This is a genomic window from Streptomyces sp. NBC_00523 (assembly GCF_036346615.1).
Lineage (GTDB): Bacteria > Actinomycetota > Actinomycetes > Streptomycetales > Streptomycetaceae > Streptomyces.
On record NZ_CP107836.1, the window covers coordinates 1,930,177 to 1,946,630 of the forward strand.

The 16,454-nt window shown below is 73.4% G+C and carries 16 protein-coding genes; 4 read left to right on the top strand and 12 right to left on the bottom strand.

What is annotated here, in order from left to right; genetic code table 11:
* Positions 1-194: 194 nt before the first annotated feature.
* The 6 genes from OHS17_RS08705 to OHS17_RS08730 all read right to left on the bottom strand — a co-directional run bounded on the left by OHS17_RS08705 (position 195) and on the right by OHS17_RS08730 (position 5,132).
* Positions 195-953, bottom strand: a complete 759-nt coding sequence (locus tag OHS17_RS08705; protein WP_330311691.1) for an endonuclease/exonuclease/phosphatase family protein — start codon at positions 951-953, stop codon at positions 195-197.
* Between the two features lie 78 nt (positions 954-1,031).
* Entirely contained in the window at positions 1,032-1,973 is a 942-nt protein-coding gene (locus tag OHS17_RS08710; protein WP_018104410.1) for an ROK family glucokinase, read from the bottom strand.
* Between the two features lie 74 nt (positions 1,974-2,047).
* Positions 2,048-2,506 (bottom strand): DUF5304 domain-containing protein, encoded by a 459-nt coding sequence (locus OHS17_RS08715; RefSeq protein ID WP_018104409.1) that lies wholly within the window; start codon positions 2,504-2,506, stop codon positions 2,048-2,050.
* Positions 2,507-2,590: 84 nt separating this feature from the next.
* Positions 2,591-3,799 (bottom strand): ArsA family ATPase, encoded by a 1,209-nt coding sequence (locus tag OHS17_RS08720; protein WP_330311692.1) that lies wholly within the window; start codon positions 3,797-3,799, stop codon positions 2,591-2,593.
* A gap of 4 nt (positions 3,800-3,803) precedes the next feature.
* Entirely contained in the window at positions 3,804-4,253 is a 450-nt protein-coding gene (locus tag OHS17_RS08725; RefSeq protein WP_330311693.1) for an SRPBCC family protein, read from the bottom strand.
* Between the two features lie 99 nt (positions 4,254-4,352).
* A complete protein-coding gene (locus OHS17_RS08730) occupies positions 4,353-5,132 on the bottom strand; it encodes a metallophosphoesterase family protein (RefSeq protein ID WP_330311694.1) in 780 nt (259 codons plus the stop codon).
* Between the two features lie 265 nt (positions 5,133-5,397).
* Between OHS17_RS08730 and OHS17_RS08735 the strand changes: the two genes are divergently transcribed.
* On the top strand, positions 5,398-7,194 hold the full coding sequence (locus OHS17_RS08735) for an AMP-dependent synthetase/ligase (protein WP_330311695.1): 1,797 nt from the start codon (positions 5,398-5,400) through the stop codon (positions 7,192-7,194).
* 57 nt (positions 7,195-7,251) lie between these two features.
* Here OHS17_RS08735 and OHS17_RS08740 read toward each other — a convergent pair whose 3' ends face one another.
* Complete coding sequence (locus OHS17_RS08740; RefSeq protein WP_330311696.1) at positions 7,252-8,394, bottom strand: glycosyltransferase family 4 protein; 1,143 nt, start codon at positions 8,392-8,394, stop codon at positions 7,252-7,254.
* A gap of 108 nt (positions 8,395-8,502) precedes the next feature.
* Between OHS17_RS08740 and OHS17_RS08745 the strand changes: the two genes are divergently transcribed.
* Positions 8,503-9,768 carry a glycosyltransferase family 87 protein gene (locus OHS17_RS08745; protein WP_330311697.1) on the top strand — a complete coding sequence of 422 codons (1,266 nt, stop codon included), beginning with the start codon at positions 8,503-8,505 and terminating at the stop codon, positions 9,766-9,768.
* Here the strand turns inward: OHS17_RS08745 and OHS17_RS08750 are convergent.
* The 5 genes from OHS17_RS08750 to OHS17_RS08770 all read right to left on the bottom strand — a co-directional run bounded on the left by OHS17_RS08750 (position 9,725) and on the right by OHS17_RS08770 (position 15,217).
* The gene (locus OHS17_RS08750; protein WP_443066126.1) at positions 9,725-10,954 is read right to left on the bottom strand and encodes a hypothetical protein; all 1,230 of its coding nucleotides are present in this window, start codon (positions 10,952-10,954) and stop codon (positions 9,725-9,727) included. The genes OHS17_RS08745 and OHS17_RS08750 overlap by 44 nt on opposite strands.
* A 40-nt stretch (positions 10,955-10,994) precedes the next feature.
* Positions 10,995-12,026, bottom strand: coding sequence for a C40 family peptidase (locus OHS17_RS08755; RefSeq protein WP_330311699.1), 1,032 nt, complete (start codon positions 12,024-12,026; stop codon positions 10,995-10,997).
* Positions 12,027-12,263: 237 nt separating this feature from the next.
* Positions 12,264-13,289, bottom strand: coding sequence for a C40 family peptidase (locus OHS17_RS08760; RefSeq protein ID WP_330311700.1), 1,026 nt, complete (start codon positions 13,287-13,289; stop codon positions 12,264-12,266).
* A gap of 285 nt (positions 13,290-13,574) precedes the next feature.
* Positions 13,575-14,936: an NYN domain-containing protein gene (locus OHS17_RS08765; RefSeq protein ID WP_330315195.1), complete on the bottom strand. Its 1,362-nt coding sequence runs from the start codon at positions 14,934-14,936 to the stop codon at positions 13,575-13,577.
* Between the two features lie 38 nt (positions 14,937-14,974).
* The gene (locus OHS17_RS08770; protein WP_018104398.1) at positions 14,975-15,217 is read right to left on the bottom strand and encodes a hypothetical protein; all 243 of its coding nucleotides are present in this window, start codon (positions 15,215-15,217) and stop codon (positions 14,975-14,977) included.
* Positions 15,218-15,376: 159 nt separating this feature from the next.
* Here OHS17_RS08770 and OHS17_RS08775 point away from each other — a divergent pair, with 159 nt between their 5' ends.
* Positions 15,377-16,123 (top strand): rhomboid family intramembrane serine protease, encoded by a 747-nt coding sequence (locus OHS17_RS08775; RefSeq protein WP_330311701.1) that lies wholly within the window; start codon positions 15,377-15,379, stop codon positions 16,121-16,123.
* Entirely contained in the window at positions 16,120-16,401 is a 282-nt protein-coding gene (locus tag OHS17_RS08780) for an Lrp/AsnC family transcriptional regulator (RefSeq protein ID WP_018104396.1), read from the top strand. Before OHS17_RS08775 ends, OHS17_RS08780 begins: the two co-directional genes overlap by 4 nt.
* Positions 16,402-16,454 lie beyond the last annotated feature (53 nt).

Genomic DNA, 16,454 nt, shown 5'->3' on the forward strand with positions numbered 1-16,454 from the left:
GGCCTGTCCGGCGGATCTTCGCGGGACACCCCCTAGGGCCTTTCCTTTGGATCAGGCTGGATCAGGGAGCGGGGCGTGGTGCGTGTGGCTGCAAGGCGGAGGAGGGCGACAACGCGGAGCGTTGGCAACCGACGACAACGCCGCAGACACGCGTGCCACGCCCCGCGAGCCCAGCATGATCCAAAGGAAAGGCCCTAGTCCCGGTCGGCGGGCACCCGGAGTGCGGCCAGCACCGGGCGGTGGTCGGTCGCTGCCCTCAGGTCGGCCTCGCGCACCCCGGGCAGCCCGTCCGGGACCCCGCAGCCCAGGACCTCGATGCCGCCGGTCGCGAAGACGGCGTCGATCCGGCGGCGCGGCTCGTGCGCCGGGAAGGTGTACTCGCCGCCCTGCGGCTCGGTCTCCCAGCAGTCCTGGTAGCGCCCGGCCAGCCGCCGGAAGGCCCGCCCGCTCGGTACGTCGTTGAGGTCGCCGGCGACGACGGCGTGCGCCGCGCCCAGCGCGTCCACGGTCTCCGTCAGCCGCTCCACCTGGGCCAGCCGCTCCTGCCGCTGAAGGCTCAGGTGGCAGCTGACCACCCCGACCCGGGCGCCCGCGAACCGGACCACGGCGGTGGCGAAGCCCCGCCGGTGCTGGCCCGGGGTGCGCGGCAGCAGGACGTCCTCGGTGCGCTCGACCGTGGCGCGCAGCGAGCACAGCAGCAGCGGCCCGGCGGCGGTGGCGCCCCCGCCCAGGATCACCAGGTCGGTGGCGGCGGCGAGCCGGGCGGCGTACTTGCGCCAGCGGAAGAAGCGCGGCGCCTCCTGGACGAGGACCAGATCGGGGGCGCAGGCGCGGATGACCCGGGCGAGGGCGCCGCAGTCGTCGCGCATCGAGCGGATGTTGTAACTGAGCACGCGGATGACGGCCGAGCCGTCCGGCTCGGTGCACGAATCGGGCAGCGACATCGTGGCCATGCCCTCACGATACGGCGGACGCCCGCCGCTCCCCCAGGGGGCGCGACGGGCGTCCGGCGTTTTGGATGCGCGGGTGGATCAGCCCTGGCGGGCCAGGTCCGCTGCTCCCACGAGCCCTGCCTTGCCGCCGAGTTGGGCGGCGAGCACCTGCGCGTGCGGGCGCCATTCGCCGCCGATCAGCCAGCGCCGGAACGACTTGCGGATCGGGTCGAGGACGAGCTCGCCCTCGTCCGAGACGCCGCCGCCGACGATGAAGGCCGACGGGTCGAACAGCGAGGCCAGGTCGGCGAGTCCGGCACCGGCCCAGCGGGCCAGCTCGCGGAACGAGTCGATGGCCACCGGGCAGCCCTGGCGGGCCGCCTCGCTGATGTGCTTGCCCTCGATGCCCTCGACCGTCCCGTCACCGAGCGCCAGCAGGATCGTGGCGTTCTCCGGGGTGGCGTTGGCGCGCTGCTTCGCGTAGCGCACGAGGGCGCGGCCGGAGGCGTACTGCTCCCAGCAGCCCTGGCTGCCGCAGCCGCAGAGCAGACCGTCCGGGACGACCCGGATGTGGCCGAACTCGGCGGCCACGCCGAAGCGTCCGCGGCGCAGCTTGTTGCCGATGATGATGCCGCCGCCGAGGCCGGTGCCGAGCGTGATGCAGATGACGTCGTCGTGGCCCTGGCCGGCGCCGAAGCGGTATTCGCCCCAGGCGGCGGCGTTGGCGTCGTTCTCCACGACGACGGGGAGGCCGACGCGCTGCTCGACCTTGTCCTTGAGCGGTTCGTGGCGCCAGTTGATGTTGGGCGCGAACAGCACGGTGGCCCGCTTGTCGTCCACGTATCCGGCCGCGCCGATGCCGACGGCGTCGACCTGGTGTCCGGCGCTCGCGCCGGAGACCGCCGCCGCGATGGCGTCCACGATGGCTTCGGCCGTCGGCGGGGTCGGCACCTTGAAGGTCGAGAGGATGTGGCCCTCTTCGTCGACCACTCCAGCTGCGATCTTCGTGCCGCCGATATCGACGCCGATGGTGAGTCCCATGAATCCCTCAGTTCCGGTCGAGCCCCGCTGAGGCAACCGTACCCGAGGCCGGGCCCCGTCCTCTCCGGCGCCGGTCAGTCGAGGTCGATGTGTTCGCCGGCGCCGGACCCCTCGTCGCGGGGGCCTTCGGGGCCTTCCGCCTTCTTTTCGGTGCCCGCGGGGTCCCCCGCCCCCCGGGTCCAGCGGCCTTCCTGGCCCTGGACCGCAGAGCGGTAGGCGGCGAGCAGTTCGTTACCGGCCGCCGCGATGTGATCGAAAACGTCCGGATTGCGCTCGATCACGGGCTCCACGGCCGCCTTGGCCTGCTGGATGACCTGCTGTACGGCACCCTGCGCGGCCAGTCCGAGGAGCGGCGCCTGGAACGAGCCGAGCTTGTCGGACACCGCGTCCATCAGCTTGCGCAGCTCCTCGGCGGCGGAGCCGGGCGGCGGGCCGTAGGCGGCGCGGCGGCGGGCCTGCTCGGCGGCGAGGTCCTCGGCGCACGCGTCGGCCCAGGCGTTGTCGTCGGCGGGGCGATCGGTGGCTTCGCTCATGGCGGACTCCTGGGGGGCATCGTGGCCGGCGGCCCGGCATACCGGACACGTACCTTCGACGGTACCCGAACGCCGGTACGCCGTTCAGCTCGTCCGGGGCCAGAGCGCGGGATCGGGCGTGAAGCGGACCCGGAGCACGCCGTCGGTGAGGGCCGCGCCGGAGACGGTGCAGCGGCGCAGGGCGGGTTCCAGGGGGACGATGCGGTGGAACGGGCCGACGGTCAGGAGGAGTTCGCCGCCGCGCCGGACGAGCTGGAGGTCCTTCTTGACGGCGCCGGGGAGCCGCAGGCACCAGACGAGTATCCCGTCGCCGTCCGGCCCGCCGGCCTCCTCGGTCCACCAGGGGTCCGGGGCCCGGCCGGGCTCCTCGCCGGTGCCGGGCACGGCGAGCGCGTTGCCCTCGCCGTCCTCACCGGCCAGGGCCAGGAGGTCGTCGGGGCCCTGCGGGTCGCGGCCGAGGTGGGCGATCCGGACCGGGGCCGCGTCCTCGTCCGCCCAGTGGCCGAGGGACTTCTCCTGCTGGGCGGCGAGCGCGGCGAAGAACGGGTCCGGGGAGTGGCCGGGCAGCAGCCGGTTGGCGACCGGCGCCTCGGCGCGCAGCCCGTGCAGGGCGAGGCCGGTGCGGGCGGTGCGCAGGGCCTCGTCGGCGGCCGGGCCGGGCTCGGCGACGAGCCGGAGGGTGGTGGTCCGGTCCTCGATCAGCGCCTGGACCTGGGCCAGTTCGCCGTCGTGCCGGGCGGCGGCCTCGTACAGCCACTGGGCGGGCATGGGCACCCCGGCCAGCTGGGCGAGCATCGGGCGCAGGGCGCGGGCGGCCTGGCGCTCCTGGGGCAGCAGCCGGCGCAGGTAGCGGCGCAGCTGTTCGGGGAGGGCGAGCAGGCGCAGCGCGTCGCGCAGGGGCGGGAGGTCCACCACGAGGAGGTCGTACGCTTCGGCGGACCAGTCGCCGTGGGCGGCCCGGCGCAGGGCGTGGAGCAGGGCGAGTTCGCCGCTGCCGGGGAGTTCGGTCAGCTCCTCGCCGTCCAGCGGGTTGCCGCCGAGCAGTTCGAGGACGGACGACAACTGCTCCTGGAGGGCGAGGAGTTCGCCGCGGAAGTGGGCGGCGGAGTCGATCCGGACGGACCGCAGCCCGGCGGTGACCGGGGTGGGGGCGGTGGCGTCGGGGAAGCCGGGTATCGGGTCGGCGGAGATCAGCAGGGTGCGGGCGCCGTCGCGGGCCGCGGCGAGCGCGGTGGCCGCCGCGACGGTCGTACGGCCTGCTCCGCCGGGTCCGGTGACCAGGACCGTACGCACGCGCTCAGCCCTTCGGGAAGGACTCGACGCGCTTCTTCAGGCCGGCGAGGGCGCGGTCGATGATGACCTTCTCCGCCTTGCGCTTGATCATGCCGAGCATGGGGATCTTGACGTCGACGGTCAGCCGGTAGGTGACCTCGGTGCGGTCGCCGTCGCCGAGGGGGGCGAGCGCGTAGGAGCCGTCGATGGCGCGGAGCATCTGGGACTTGACCAGGGTCCAGCTGACCTCGTAGGCGCCGATCCAGGTGTAGGCGAGGGTGTGGTCGTCCTTGATCGCACCGGCGTCCAGGACGAGGCGGACCTTCTCGGCGCGGCCGTGCTCGTCGGTGCCGAGGACCTCGGCCTCCTTGACCTCGCCGGTCCACTCCGGGTAGCGCTCGAAGTCGGCGATCACACCCATGACGTCGGCCGGCGCCGCCTCGATCGTGATGCTCGAGCTGGTGTGTTCAGCCATCGCTGTGGCCCTCCAGTGCGGTGTACCGGTCCGTCGGCAGAAGCCTGCCGCCAGAAGGCTATCGCGTGCGCCCGGCGGCCCGTCCCAGGGTGGGGCGGTTCACCACTCCAGTGCCCAGGGCCGGCCGGTGGAGGCGAAGTGGCCGACGTTCACGCACTCGGTGGCGCCGATCCGCATCCGGCGGGCCAGCGGCTGGTGGACGTGGCCGAAGAGGGAGTAGCGGGGGCGGGTGCGGCGGATGGCGTCGAGCAGGGCCCGGCTGCCGCGCTCGAAGCGGCGCGCCACGGTGTCGTAGACCAGCTCGGGCACCTCGGGCGGGATGTGGGTGCAGAGCACGTCGACCTCGCCGACCGCCTCGATCTTGGCGGCGTACTCCTCGTCGTCGATCTCGTACGGGGTGCGCATCGGCGTCCGCAGGCCGCCGCCGACGAAGCCGAAGACGCGGCCGCCGATCTCGACGCGCTCGCCGTCCAGGACGGTGGTGCCGGGGGCGGCGTACTCGGGCCACAGGGTGGGGATGTCGACGTTGCCGTAGGTGGCGTACGTCGGGGTGGGCAGCGCGGCGAACATCTCGGCGTACTGCCGGCGCACCGCTTCGGTGATCGCGGCGTTGCGGTCCATGCCCTGCCACAGCCCCCGGCCGAAGTCGCGGGCCTCCTCGAAGCGGCGGGCGGTGCGCAGGGCGACGATCCGGTCGGCGTTCTCGACGCCGAAGAGGTCGGGGAAGATGCCGCGCGAGTGGTCCGCGTAGTCGAGGAAGAGGACCAGGTCACCGAGGCAGATCAGGGCGTCGGCACCGTCACCGGCGCGGGCCAGCGCCTCGGTGTTGCCGTGCACGTCGCTGACCACATGGACGCGGGTGTTCGCTCCTGCTCGCATGAAAACAGCCTAGAGCCTGCGCAAAGGCCCCGGACCTGCGGTTACTTCCTGGTGTGCGGATGGGTGGACTACTGTGCGCGAAAGGACGTCCCGATATGTGTGACGCATAAGACATCTGGCCGGAACCCCCTATCCGGAACCGAGTACTGGTGGGTAACGTCCGGGCAGTCCAGTCGTGCTCACCCCACTGAGCACCCGCCATCTTGGACCGCGCCGGTGCGTCACACAGAGCCGTGGCACCGGAGCCCGATGAGGAGCAGCAGTCTTGCGCGAGTTCAGCCTTCCGGCCCTGTACGAGGTCCCCTCGGACGGCAACCTGACGGATCTCATCCGCCGCAATGCCGCTCAGCATCCCGATGTCGCGGTGATGAGCCGCAAAGTGGCGGGCGTCTGGACGGACGTCACCGCCACGCAGTTCCTGGCCGAGGTCCGGTCGGCCGCCAAAGGCCTGATCGCGGCGGGCGTCGAGCCCGGCGACCGGGTGGCCCTGATGTCGCGCACCCGCTACGAGTGGGTGCTGCTGGACTTCGCGATCTGGAGCGCGGGCGCGGTCACCGTGCCGGTGTACGAGACCAGCTCGCCCGAGCAGGTGCAGTGGATCCTCGGTGACTCGGGGGCCGTCGCGGTCCTGGTCGAGAGCGACGTCCACGCCGCCGCCGTCGCCTCCGTGCGCGACCGGCTCCCCGGGCTGCGCCACGTCTGGCAGATCGAGAAGGGCGCCGTCGACGATCTCCGCGCCGGGGGCGAAGGGGTCTCCGAGGAGACCGTGGACCTGCGCAGCGCGGCCGCCCGCGCCGACGACCCGGCCACCATCGTCTACACCTCCGGCACCACGGGCCGCCCGAAGGGCTGTGTGCTGACCCACCGCAGCTTCTTCGCGGAGTGTGGCAACGTCGTGGAGCGCCTGAAGCCCCTCTTCCGTACCGGCGAGTGCTCGGTCCTGCTCTTCCTGCCCGCCGCCCACGTCTTCGGACGGCTGGTGGAGGTCGCCTCGGTGATGGCGCCGATCAAGCTCGGCTGCGTCCCGGACATCAAGAACCTCACCGACGAGCTGGCCGCGTTCCGCCCGACGCTGATCCTCGGTGTGCCGCGCGTCTTCGAGAAGGTCTACAACGCGGCGCGCGCCAAGGCGCAGGCCGACGGCAAGGGCAAGATCTTCGACAGGGCCGCCGACACTGCCATCGCGTACAGCCGCGCGCTGGGCACCCCGCAGGGCCCCTCGATGGGCCTGAAGTTCCGGCACAAGGTCTTCGACCGCCTGGTCTACGGCAAGCTGCGCGCGGTGCTCGGCGGGCGCGGCGAGCACGCGATCTCCGGCGGCGCCCCGCTCGGCGAGCGGCTCGGCCACTTCTACCGGGGCATCGGCTTCACCGTCCTGGAGGGCTACGGCCTGACCGAGTCCTGCGCGGCCACCGCCTTCAACCCGTGGGACCGGCAGAAGATCGGCACGGTCGGCCAGCCGCTCCCCGGTTCCGTGGTGCGCATCGCGGACGACGGCGAGGTGCTGCTCCACGGCGAGCACCTGTTCTCCGGCTACTGGAACAACGAGGCGGCGACGGCCGAGGCACTGGCGGACGGCTGGTTCCACACCGGGGACATCGGCACGCTGGACGAGGACGGCTACCTCGCGATCACCGGCCGCAAGAAGGAGATCATCGTCACGGCCGGCGGCAAGAACGTCGCGCCCGCCGTCATCGAGGACCGCATCCGGGGCCACGCCCTGGTGGCGGAGTGCATGGTGGTCGGCGACGGGCGGCCCTTCGTGGGCGCGCTGGTGACGCTGGACGAGGAGTTCCTGGGCCGCTGGGCCGAGGAGCACGGCAAGCCCGCGGGATCGACCGCGCTGTCGCTGCGCGACGACCCGGAGCTGATCGCCGAGGTGCAGCGCGCGGTGGACGACGGCAACGCGGCGGTCTCCAAGGCCGAGTCCGTCCGCAAGTTCCGCATCCTGGGCGCCCAGTTCACCGAGGAGGCGGGCCACATCACGCCCTCGCTGAAGCTGAAGCGGAACGTGGTGGCGAAGGACTTCGCGGACGAGGTGGAGTCGATCTACCGCTCGTGAGGTGTACGACGACGAGGGGGCCCGCACCACACCGGTGCGGGCCCCCTCGTCGTCGTATCAGAGCAGTTCGCGCAGCCGGTCCGCGAGCAGGTCCCAGCGCCACTTCTCCTCGACCCAGGCCCGGCCCCGCTCCCCCATGCGCCGCCGCAGCTCCGCGTCGCCCAGCAGCGCGGTGATCCGCTCCGCCGCCTCGCCGGGCTCGCCGCCGCGCACCACCCAGCCGGTCTCGCCGTCCAGCACCGCGTCCGGGGCGCCGCCGGAGTCGCCGGCCACCACCGGCAGCCCGGTCGCGGACGCCTCCAGGTAGACGATGCCCAGGCCCTCCACGTCGAGGCCGCCGCGCCGGGTCCGGCAGGGCATCGCGAAGACGTCCCCGGCCCCGTAGTGGGCGGGCAGCTCGGACCAGGGCACCGGGCCGGTGAACCGCACGGAGTCCGCGACCCCGGTGCGCGCGGCGAGCTTGCGCAGGTCGTCCTCGTAGGGCCCGCCGCCCACGATCAGCAGGACCGCGTCCGGCTGGGCGGCCAGGATCGCGGGCATCGCGAGGATCAGGGTGTCCTGGCCCTTGCGGGGCACCAGCCGGGACACGCAGACCACGACGGGCCGTTCGGTGAGCCCGAGCCGGGCCCGCACCTCGTCGCCGCCGGAGTCCGGGCGGAACGTCTTCTCGTCCACCCCGGGCGGCAGCTGCACCATACGGGCGGCGACGGCCGGGCTCAGCGCGGCGGCGATCCGGGAACGGGTGTACTCGCCGAGGTAGGTCAGCGTGTCGGTGCCCTCGCCGATCCGGCGCAGCAGCTGCCGGGACGCGGGCAGCTGCGCCCAGGCGGCCTCGTGGCCGTGCGTCGTGGCGACGAGCCGCCGGGCGCCCGCCTCGCGCAGCGCCGGGCCCATCAGGCCGAGCGGGGCGGCGGCGCCGAACCAGACGGACGAGCAGCCGTGCGCGCGCAGCAGCTCGGTGGCGCGCCGGGTCACGCGCGGGGTCGGCAGCAGCATCGTCGTACGGTCGCGGACGACGGTGAAGGGCTGCTCGGCGTCGAAGGCGGCGGTGGCGGCCGCGCCCTCGGCCCCGCGCTTCCAGGTGGAGGCATAGACGACGACCCGGCCGGGGTCGAGCCGCAGCGCCATGTTGTGCAGGAAGGCCTGGATGCCTCCCGGGCGGGGCGGGAAGTCGTTGGTCACGATCAAGGTCTTGTCCATCGCCGCCGACAGTACCGGGCCCCGGCGGCCGTGCCTGATGGCCCGCGCACAGGCCGTACGGGCATCATGGCTGTTTCGTACGGCGTACAGGACGGGTGAGGGCAGGTCATGACGGGTTCCAGCGGCACGCGTCCGGCGGCCTTCGTGGTGTGGGCGCTCACCAGGGCGGTGCTGCTGCTCTGGGTGACCAAGGTGGTCACCCCGCCCGGGCTCGACGTGACGAGCGACGTGTCGGTGATCTACCACGGCTGGTCCGAGGTGCTGCGCTCCGGCAGCTACCCGCAGTCCGACGTCACCTGGCAGTACCCGCCGGTGGCGGCCCTGGCGATCCTCTCCCCCGCCCTGCTGCCGTTCCTGGACTACGCCACCGCCTTCTTCGTGCTGGCGTTCCTGTGCGACGCGCTGGTGCTGGGGATGCTGCTGCGCGCGAGCGACGGCCCGGGCCGCCGGGCGGCCGGGGTGTGGGTGTGGGTGGCGGGCGTCCCGCTGCTCGGCACGACCGCGTACGCCCGGTACGACGTGATGGTGACGGCCGTGGCCGTGGCGGCGCTGCTGGCCGGGCTGCGGCACCCCCGGGTGCTGGGGGCGCTGGCCGCGTTCGGGGCGCTGCTGAAGGTGTGGCCGGCGCTGCTGCTGGCCGGGACGGCCCGGGGGCGCGCGACCCGGCTGGCCTGGGGGACGGCGGCGGCGGTGGCGGCCGGGCTGCTCCTGGTGTGCGTGGCGGCGGCGCCGGGCGCGCTGGCGTTCCTCGGCTTCCAGCGGGACCGGGGCACCGAGGTCGAGTCGCTGGGGGCGCTGGTCTTCCATGTGTGGCGGCAGTTCGGCTGGGAGGGCCGGGTGGAGCTGCACTACGGCTCGCTGGAGTTCCTGGGCCCGCACGTGCCGCTGGTGAGCACGCTGGCGCTGGGGCTGAGCGTGGCCGCGTTCGGCTGGCTGCTGGTGTGGCGGCTGCGGGCGCGGACGTTCGGGGTGAGTACGCCGGCGGACGCGGCGTTCACGGCGGTGCTGCTGTTCACCACGACGAGCCGGGTGATCAGCCCGCAGTACATGCTGTGGCTGGTCGGTCTCGCGGCGGTGTGCCTGGTGCTGCGGGAGAGCCGGATGGGGTGGCCGGCCGTGCTGGTGGTGGCGGCCACCGGGGTGACGCAGCTGGAGTTTCCGATCGGCTTCGTCCATGTGGTGACGAGCGACGCGCAGGGCCTGACGCTGATGTTCCTGCGCAACGGACTGCTGGTCGCCGCGTGTGTGCTGGCGGCCGTGCGGCTGTGGCAGGACACCGTACGGACTCCGGTCCGCGAGGAAGCCCCGGAGGCGGTGGCGGAGCCCGCGCTCAGCCGAGCCGGTCGCGCAGATACACGCGCCAGCGCGCCGTGAAGTCCTGCGGGGTGGTGCCCAGGACCTCGTGCAGGGCGTCCTCGACCGCCCCGTCGCGCCCGTGGTGGGCGCCGACGGCCCGGTAGAAGGCGAACAGCTTCTCCTCGCCCCAGCGGTCCGCGATGAGCTCGCAGGCCAGCCAGCCGCCCTCGTACGCCTGCGCCAGCCGGTCCGCCTCCCCGGCGAAGGCGAAGTCCTCGTCCTCGGGCAGCCCGGCCGGTGCGTCACCGGCCCGGACCGCGTCCGCCAGCTCGGGGGCGATCTCCTCGGCGGTGCGGTCCTGGTCCCGGTAGGCCGCCCAGTCCGCGAAGCCCTCGGAGAGCCAGGTCGGGGTGGCCGACGAGGTCCGCTTGCGGGTGGCCACATGGGCGGTCTCGTGGGTGAGGACGACGCGCTGCCCGAACCCGCCGAGCAGGGCGTAAGCCTCCGGGTTGACGATCACCCGGTCGGCGGGGGCCTTCCCGGTGCCGCCGGTCTCGCCGGTGGTCACGGCCGCTATGCCCTTGTAGTTCGAGGCGGGCGACCCGAGCAGCCGGCCCATCTCCGTCACGCTGTCCGGCACCAGCACCACCACGCGCCCCGCCCACCTCTCCGGCCAGGCGGCGGAGACCGCGGGCACCGCCTCGTCCGCCGTCGCCGCGATGGCGTCCAGCTCGTCCCGGGTGCGGCCGACGCCCAGGACCAGGCTGTGCTTCCCGTGCACCACCTCGATGTCGCCCTGCTCCCACAGCTGCCCGGAGCTGCCGTCGGCGGCCCGGTCCGCGGTGACGTACCAGCGGCCGTCCGCCGGGTCCCGGGCAAGGTCCACGACCCGGTCGACGGAGACGGGGGCGCTGTCGTAGCCCGCGATCCGGTAGCCGAGCGTGACGTCGGCGGTGACCCGGTCCGCCCCGTGCGGGGTGAGGTGGGTCAGCCGGTAGGCCCAGGAGCCGAGCGGCACGTCCGCCAGCCGGGCGATCTCCCGGCGCTGGGCGGTGCGCAGCGCGGTGGCGTCCGGGTCGACGGCGGCGGCGTAGGCGGCCGGGTCGTGGTGCAGCACGGCGGCGGCGCGCCGGTCCAGGGTGGCGCGGACGCCCCGGGAGGTGCCGTCGGGCGCCCGGTCGGCCGGGGCGGAGCACCCGGCGGCGCACAGCAGCGCGGCGAGGACGGCACCCGCCGCCCGCCGCCGCCCGCCACGTATGCTCACCTGTTCGACCACATGACGAGCGTACGGGCTGTCGCCGGGCTCAGACCCGGGTGACCGAGGAGACGGGCATCATCCCGACGGGGTCGTAGCGGACCGGGGCGCCGGGGTACGGGGCGTGGATGACCTGGCCGTTCCCGACGTACATCGCGATGTGGCTGGCGTCCGCCCGGTAGGCGACGAGGTCTCCGGGGCGGGCCTCGGAGAGCGGCACCATGTGTCCGGCGTACCGCTGGGCCTGCGAGGTCCGGGGCAGGCTCACGCCCGCCTGGGCCCAGGCCCACTGCATCAGCCCGGAGCAGTCGAAGCCGGAGGGCCCGCTGGCGCCCCACACGTAGGGCCGGCCGAGCGCCTGCTGGGCGGCCAGGACGGCCGCGGCGGCGCGGGAGGAGCCCGCGGGGAGCCCGGCCAGGAGCCCGGCGCCCGGGTCGCGGCCGTCGCGCGAGGCGCGGGCCAGGGCGGCCCGCTGGGAGGCCGGGAGCGCCTTCAGCAGCTGCCTGGCGCGGGCGAGCTTGCGTTCGACGGTCCGCTTGTGGCGGCTGACGTCCTCCCGGCGGCGCTCCAGCCCGGCCAGCGAGCGGGCGGCCTCGGCCCGGGTCTGGGCGAGCGCCCGCTGGGCCCTGCGCAGTTCGGCGAGGGCGGTGGCCCGGTGGGTGTCGGCCAGGGTGACGGCGGCGGCCCGGTCGAGGTAGCTGTCGGGGTCCGAGGTGAGCAGCAGGGCCAGCGAGGGATCGATGCCGCCCGCCCGGTACTCCGCCCGGGCCGCGGAGCCCAGGTCGTCGCGCATGCGGTTGATGCGTTCCTGGCCCCGGGCGGCCCGGTCCTGGGCCCGGCTGAACTCGCCGCGCAGCCGGGTCACGTCCTCGCCGGCCCGGTTGTACCGCTCGGTGGCGCGCTCCGCCTCGGCGTAGAGGTGGTCGACGCGGGCCCCGGCGGTCTGCGGGGTGTCGTGCGGCTCGGCGTGCGCGGGGGCGGCGCCGAGCGTCGCGGCCGCGGTGGCGGCCGCCGCCGTCAGGACGGTGGCCCGGGCACCGCGAGCGGTACCGGGCTGTGTGGAACGGCGATGGGATCCCACAGGTCGCCGCACTCCCTTCCGCTGTACGCAGACGCGTGCGGCCCCTGCCACCCGGACGGGCGGACCGACGTATGGGAGCCGCGACAGCAGGCAGACAGTAACCGGGTGATCACGGAGCGGACAAAGACGCGCCGGTCCGACGGGGGCCACACACAGTGACGCCCCGCCGGTGACCTGTGGTCTCCGGCGGGGCGGGCGTCAGTACGGGGCGCGGGAATTCGCCCGTTCGGGCGCGGTTCAGATGCGCACGGCGGCGTAGATGCTGCCGATGGTGCTCATCGACTCGTAGCGGACGTACGCGCCGGGGTACGGGGCGTGCAGGACCTGGCCGTTGCCCGCGTAGAGGCCGACGTGCTCGTTGCCGTTGAAGAAGACCAGGTCGCCGGGGGCCAGCTGGCTGACGCCGATCCGGTGACCCTGGTTGACCTGGGTGTACGTGGTGCGGGTGATGTTGACGCCGGCCTGGGCGTAGGCCCACATGGTCAGGCCCGAGCAGTCGAACGAGTTGGGGCCGGTGGCCGCGGGGACGTACGGCTTGCCTATGCGGGTGGCGGCGGCGTTGAGGGCGGCCTTCCCGAGACCGGAGGCGGGGACCTCGTTGCCGAGCTCGACCCGGGTACCGGCGGCGCGGCTGGCGCGGGCCTCGTCCTGGCGCAGCTTCTCGCGCTCGGCGGCGGTGAGGGTGTTGAGCAGCCGGCGGGCCTCGGCCAGCTTCTCCTGCTGCTTCTTCTTCTTCTCACCGAGCGTCTTGCGGACGGAGGCGAGGTCGCTCAGCTTGTCCTGGGCCTCCTTGCGCTGCTGCGCGAGGGCCCGCTGCTTCTCCTGGACCTTCGACAGCGACTCGGTCTGCTTGGCCGTCAGCTGGTCGAGCGCGGACGCCTGGTCCAGGAAGCTGTCCGGGTCGGAGGAGAGGAAGAGCTGCACGGAGGGGTCGATGCCTCCGGAGCGGTACTGCGCGGCGGCGAGGGAACCGAGGCCGGACCGGAGCTGGTTGAGCTCCTCCTGGCCGCGGGCCACCTTGTCCTGGATCGCGCCGATCTGCTTCTCGAGCTTCTCCTGCTTCTCCTTGGCCCCGTTGTACTGCTCGGTGGCGGCTCCGGCCTCGTGGTAGAGCTTGTCGACCTTCGCCTTGACCTCGTTCTTGGTCGGCTTGGGGTCGGCGTGAGCGGCCTGGGAGGACAGGGCGACGGCCGCGGCTGCGGTCGCGGTGAGCACGGTCACACGAGTGCGGCTCGGCTGCTTGGGACGACGGTGGGACGCCACGAAGGCGAGCTCCTTCTTCCTCGAGCCGCCTACCGGATCTGTGGGGGAGTGGATCCCCGGCTCCGTGCACGTCACGGACTCGGCGGTTCCTTCGCCGCCACCCCGGATGGGTGATCGACCGCGCGAAGGTTCGAGGCCCGACCCTAGTGACCATCTTGTGATCAGTTCAAATCCTCACAGGAAAAATCTCGTCACACGCAGCACTTCTTTACCCACACCCCACGGCGTGTAGCGGCGACTTGACGGTCCGTTCCCTGATCTCGGGCGAACTCCCCACAAGGAACGCTAAACCCGCGAAAGCCGCTTCAGGAGCAAGGCGGACGCAACGGGCCTGGCCCCCGCCTTCGCCACTCCGTCGGCCACCTCGCGGTCCGTGGAGACCACCACCACGGGGCGTCCCGGCGGCTCGGCGCGCGCCAGTTGACGGATCAGCTCGTCGGCGGTGACCCCCGGCTTGCTGAACAGCACCCGCACCCCGCGCGGTGGCGCGAGAAGCACCGGGGCGGCCAGCTCCGCCCCGTCGAACACACACGTCATCTCCGCACCCGTGCGCGCCGCGAGGACCGAGAGCCCGCCGAGCAGCCGCAGCCGCTGCTTCTCCAGCGGCATCTGCGGATAACCCGTCTTGGTGACGTTGTAGCCGTCCACGATCAGATGGGCCTGCGGCAGCGCAAGCAGCTGGTCCAGCAGCGCCGGGTCGGTCTCCGAAAGGGCCCTGGCGGCGATGTCCTTGGGCGACATCCGGCCGGGCTCCACCGCGTCCACGCTGTCCGCCGGGCGGATCGAGGAGGGCGGCAGCGCCAGTTCGCGCCGCAGCCCGCCGGCCGCTTCGAGCACCGTGTCGAGCAGCAGCCGCAGCCGCATGTCCTCGACCGAGCGCCCCTCCCGGGCCGCCCTGCGACTCGCCTCGACGGTCGCCTCGGCCTCCCCGAGCCTCGCCCTCAGCCGCCGGGTCTCGCTCTCGGCGGCGGACACCTGGGCGGCCGCCTCGGCGCGTACGGTCTCGGTCTCGGCCTTGGACCTGCGCAGCGCCGCCTCACCGCGCTTGACCTCGCTGACCGCACTGCGCAGTTTGCGCTGGAGGGAGTCCGCCTCCTTGCGGGCGGCGTCCAGTTCGGCGCGGAGCCGTTCCGTCTCGCTCTTCGTGTGGGCCCGGGCCTCGGCCAGCTCCTCGCGCAGCCGCGCCACTTCGCGCCGGCTCTCCTCGCCGGCCCGCTCGGCGTCCGCGCGCTGGACCTCCTCGCCGGCCGCCGCGACCAGCTTCACCCAGCCGTCCGGGCGCAGCACGTACGCCGCCGCAGCCACGTCCACCGGGTCGGCGGCGGCAGGCGGCGCGCCGGACTCCAGCGCGCCCGCCAGCTCCGGCTGCGCCTCCCTGAGCCGGTCAGCGATGCGGCGGCGGAACCGGTCGTCGTTCGCCACGGCGGCGGCCATGGCGTTCCCGGCGAACTTGGCGCGCCGGGAGGCCGTGAAGCGGGCGTACTGCCTCAGCTGGGCGGGCAGTTCGGCGACCGTGAGGCCGCCGAACGCGTCGGAGACCAGTGCGACGACCCGGCGCCGTACCCCTTCGGGCAGCGGGCGGTCGAGCGCCTCCACGGCGTCGTCGGCCCCGTCGGCCGACGCGGCGCCGCCCTCGGGCTGCTCCACCATCCGTCACCCCATTGTGTTGTCTCCGCACGGCCCCGTCAGGAGTCGGCACCCGGCCTGTCGACGAGCTCGATCTGGTCCACCGCGTTGCACCAACGACAACGGACCGACTCGATGGTCTCACTGACCACCTCGCGTTCCTCGACGCTCGACTCACCGGCCAGGTCGAGGTGCACGTACTCCACGACCTTCGAGGACCGCGTCACGTCGAAGCGCGTGAGGTTCCCGCAGAGCGTGCAGCGCCAGCGGGTCGTGTCGGTCGGCTGGGGAACGGTCGTCATCGTGCGTCCTCTTTCGTCGAGCCGTGAGCTGCCGGACAAGGATCTCGCGGTGCGCCGTCGAACTGCGGATGCCCACCCGTCACCCTACGGCCTCGGCGCTTCCCGTCGGCACGGCGAGGCGGTCTGTCCCGTTCGCTCCGTTTGCGTCATGCTCTGTTCATGATCGATCGGCGGGCCGCGGCGGGCAGGCTCCTGCGCGCGGCGACTTCGGGCGGGCCACCGGTGACGTACGCCCTCATCGCCCTGTGCTGCGCGGTCTTCCTGATCAGCCCGCTCTCCGGATTCGTCCCGGTGCGCGGCGGCGCCGACGCGCTGCTCGCCGCGCAGGCGGGCTACTTCGAGCGGTGGGGCGTGATCCCGAGCGAGCTGTGGGACGGCTCGGCGCACGCGCTGCTCACCCCGTTCACCGCGCTGTTCGTGCACGGCAGCTGGCTGCACCTGCTGGGCAACATGCTGTTCCTGTACGTGTTCGGCGCGATGGCCGAGGAACGCATGGGGCACACCGAGTTCGCCCTGTTCTACCTGGGCTGCGGCTATCTGGCGCTGCTCGCGTACGCCGCCGCGCACGCCACGTCCGACCAGACGCTCGTCGGCGCCTCGGGGGCGATCTCGGCGGTGCTCGGGGCGTTCCTCTACCTCTTCCCCCGGGCCCGGGTGACCAGCGTCTTCCCGTTCCTGCTGTTCCTGCCGCTGCGCTTCCCCGCGTGGGTGGTGCTGATCTTCTGGTTCGTGCTCCAGTGGCTGGCCGCCGAGGGCGCGGGAAGCGGCCCGGGCGTGGCGTACCTGGCCCACGTCGTCGGCTTCGCGACCGGCTTCCTGTACGCCTGGGGCCGCTACAGGCGCGACACCGGAGGCCCTAGAGTGAAGTCTCCAGCCACGGCCACCGAGGGAGAAACACAGCCGTGATCACCGCGATCGTGCTCATCAAAACCAGCGTGGACCGGATTCCCGAGATCGCCGAGGCCATCGCCGCGCTGGACAGCGTCAGCGAGGTCTTCTCGGTCACCGGCACCTACGACCTGATCGCCATGGTCCGGGTGGCCAAGCACGACGACCTGGCCGAGGTCATCCCCGGCCGGATCAGCAAGATCCCGGGCGTCGAGGGGACCGACACCCACGTGGCCTTCCGCACGTACTCGCAGCACGACCTGGAGGCCGCGTTCTCCATCGGCCTGGACGCGTAACGGCATACGCCGAAGCCGGGTACGGATCCCGTACCCGGCAGACCCACCGGTCC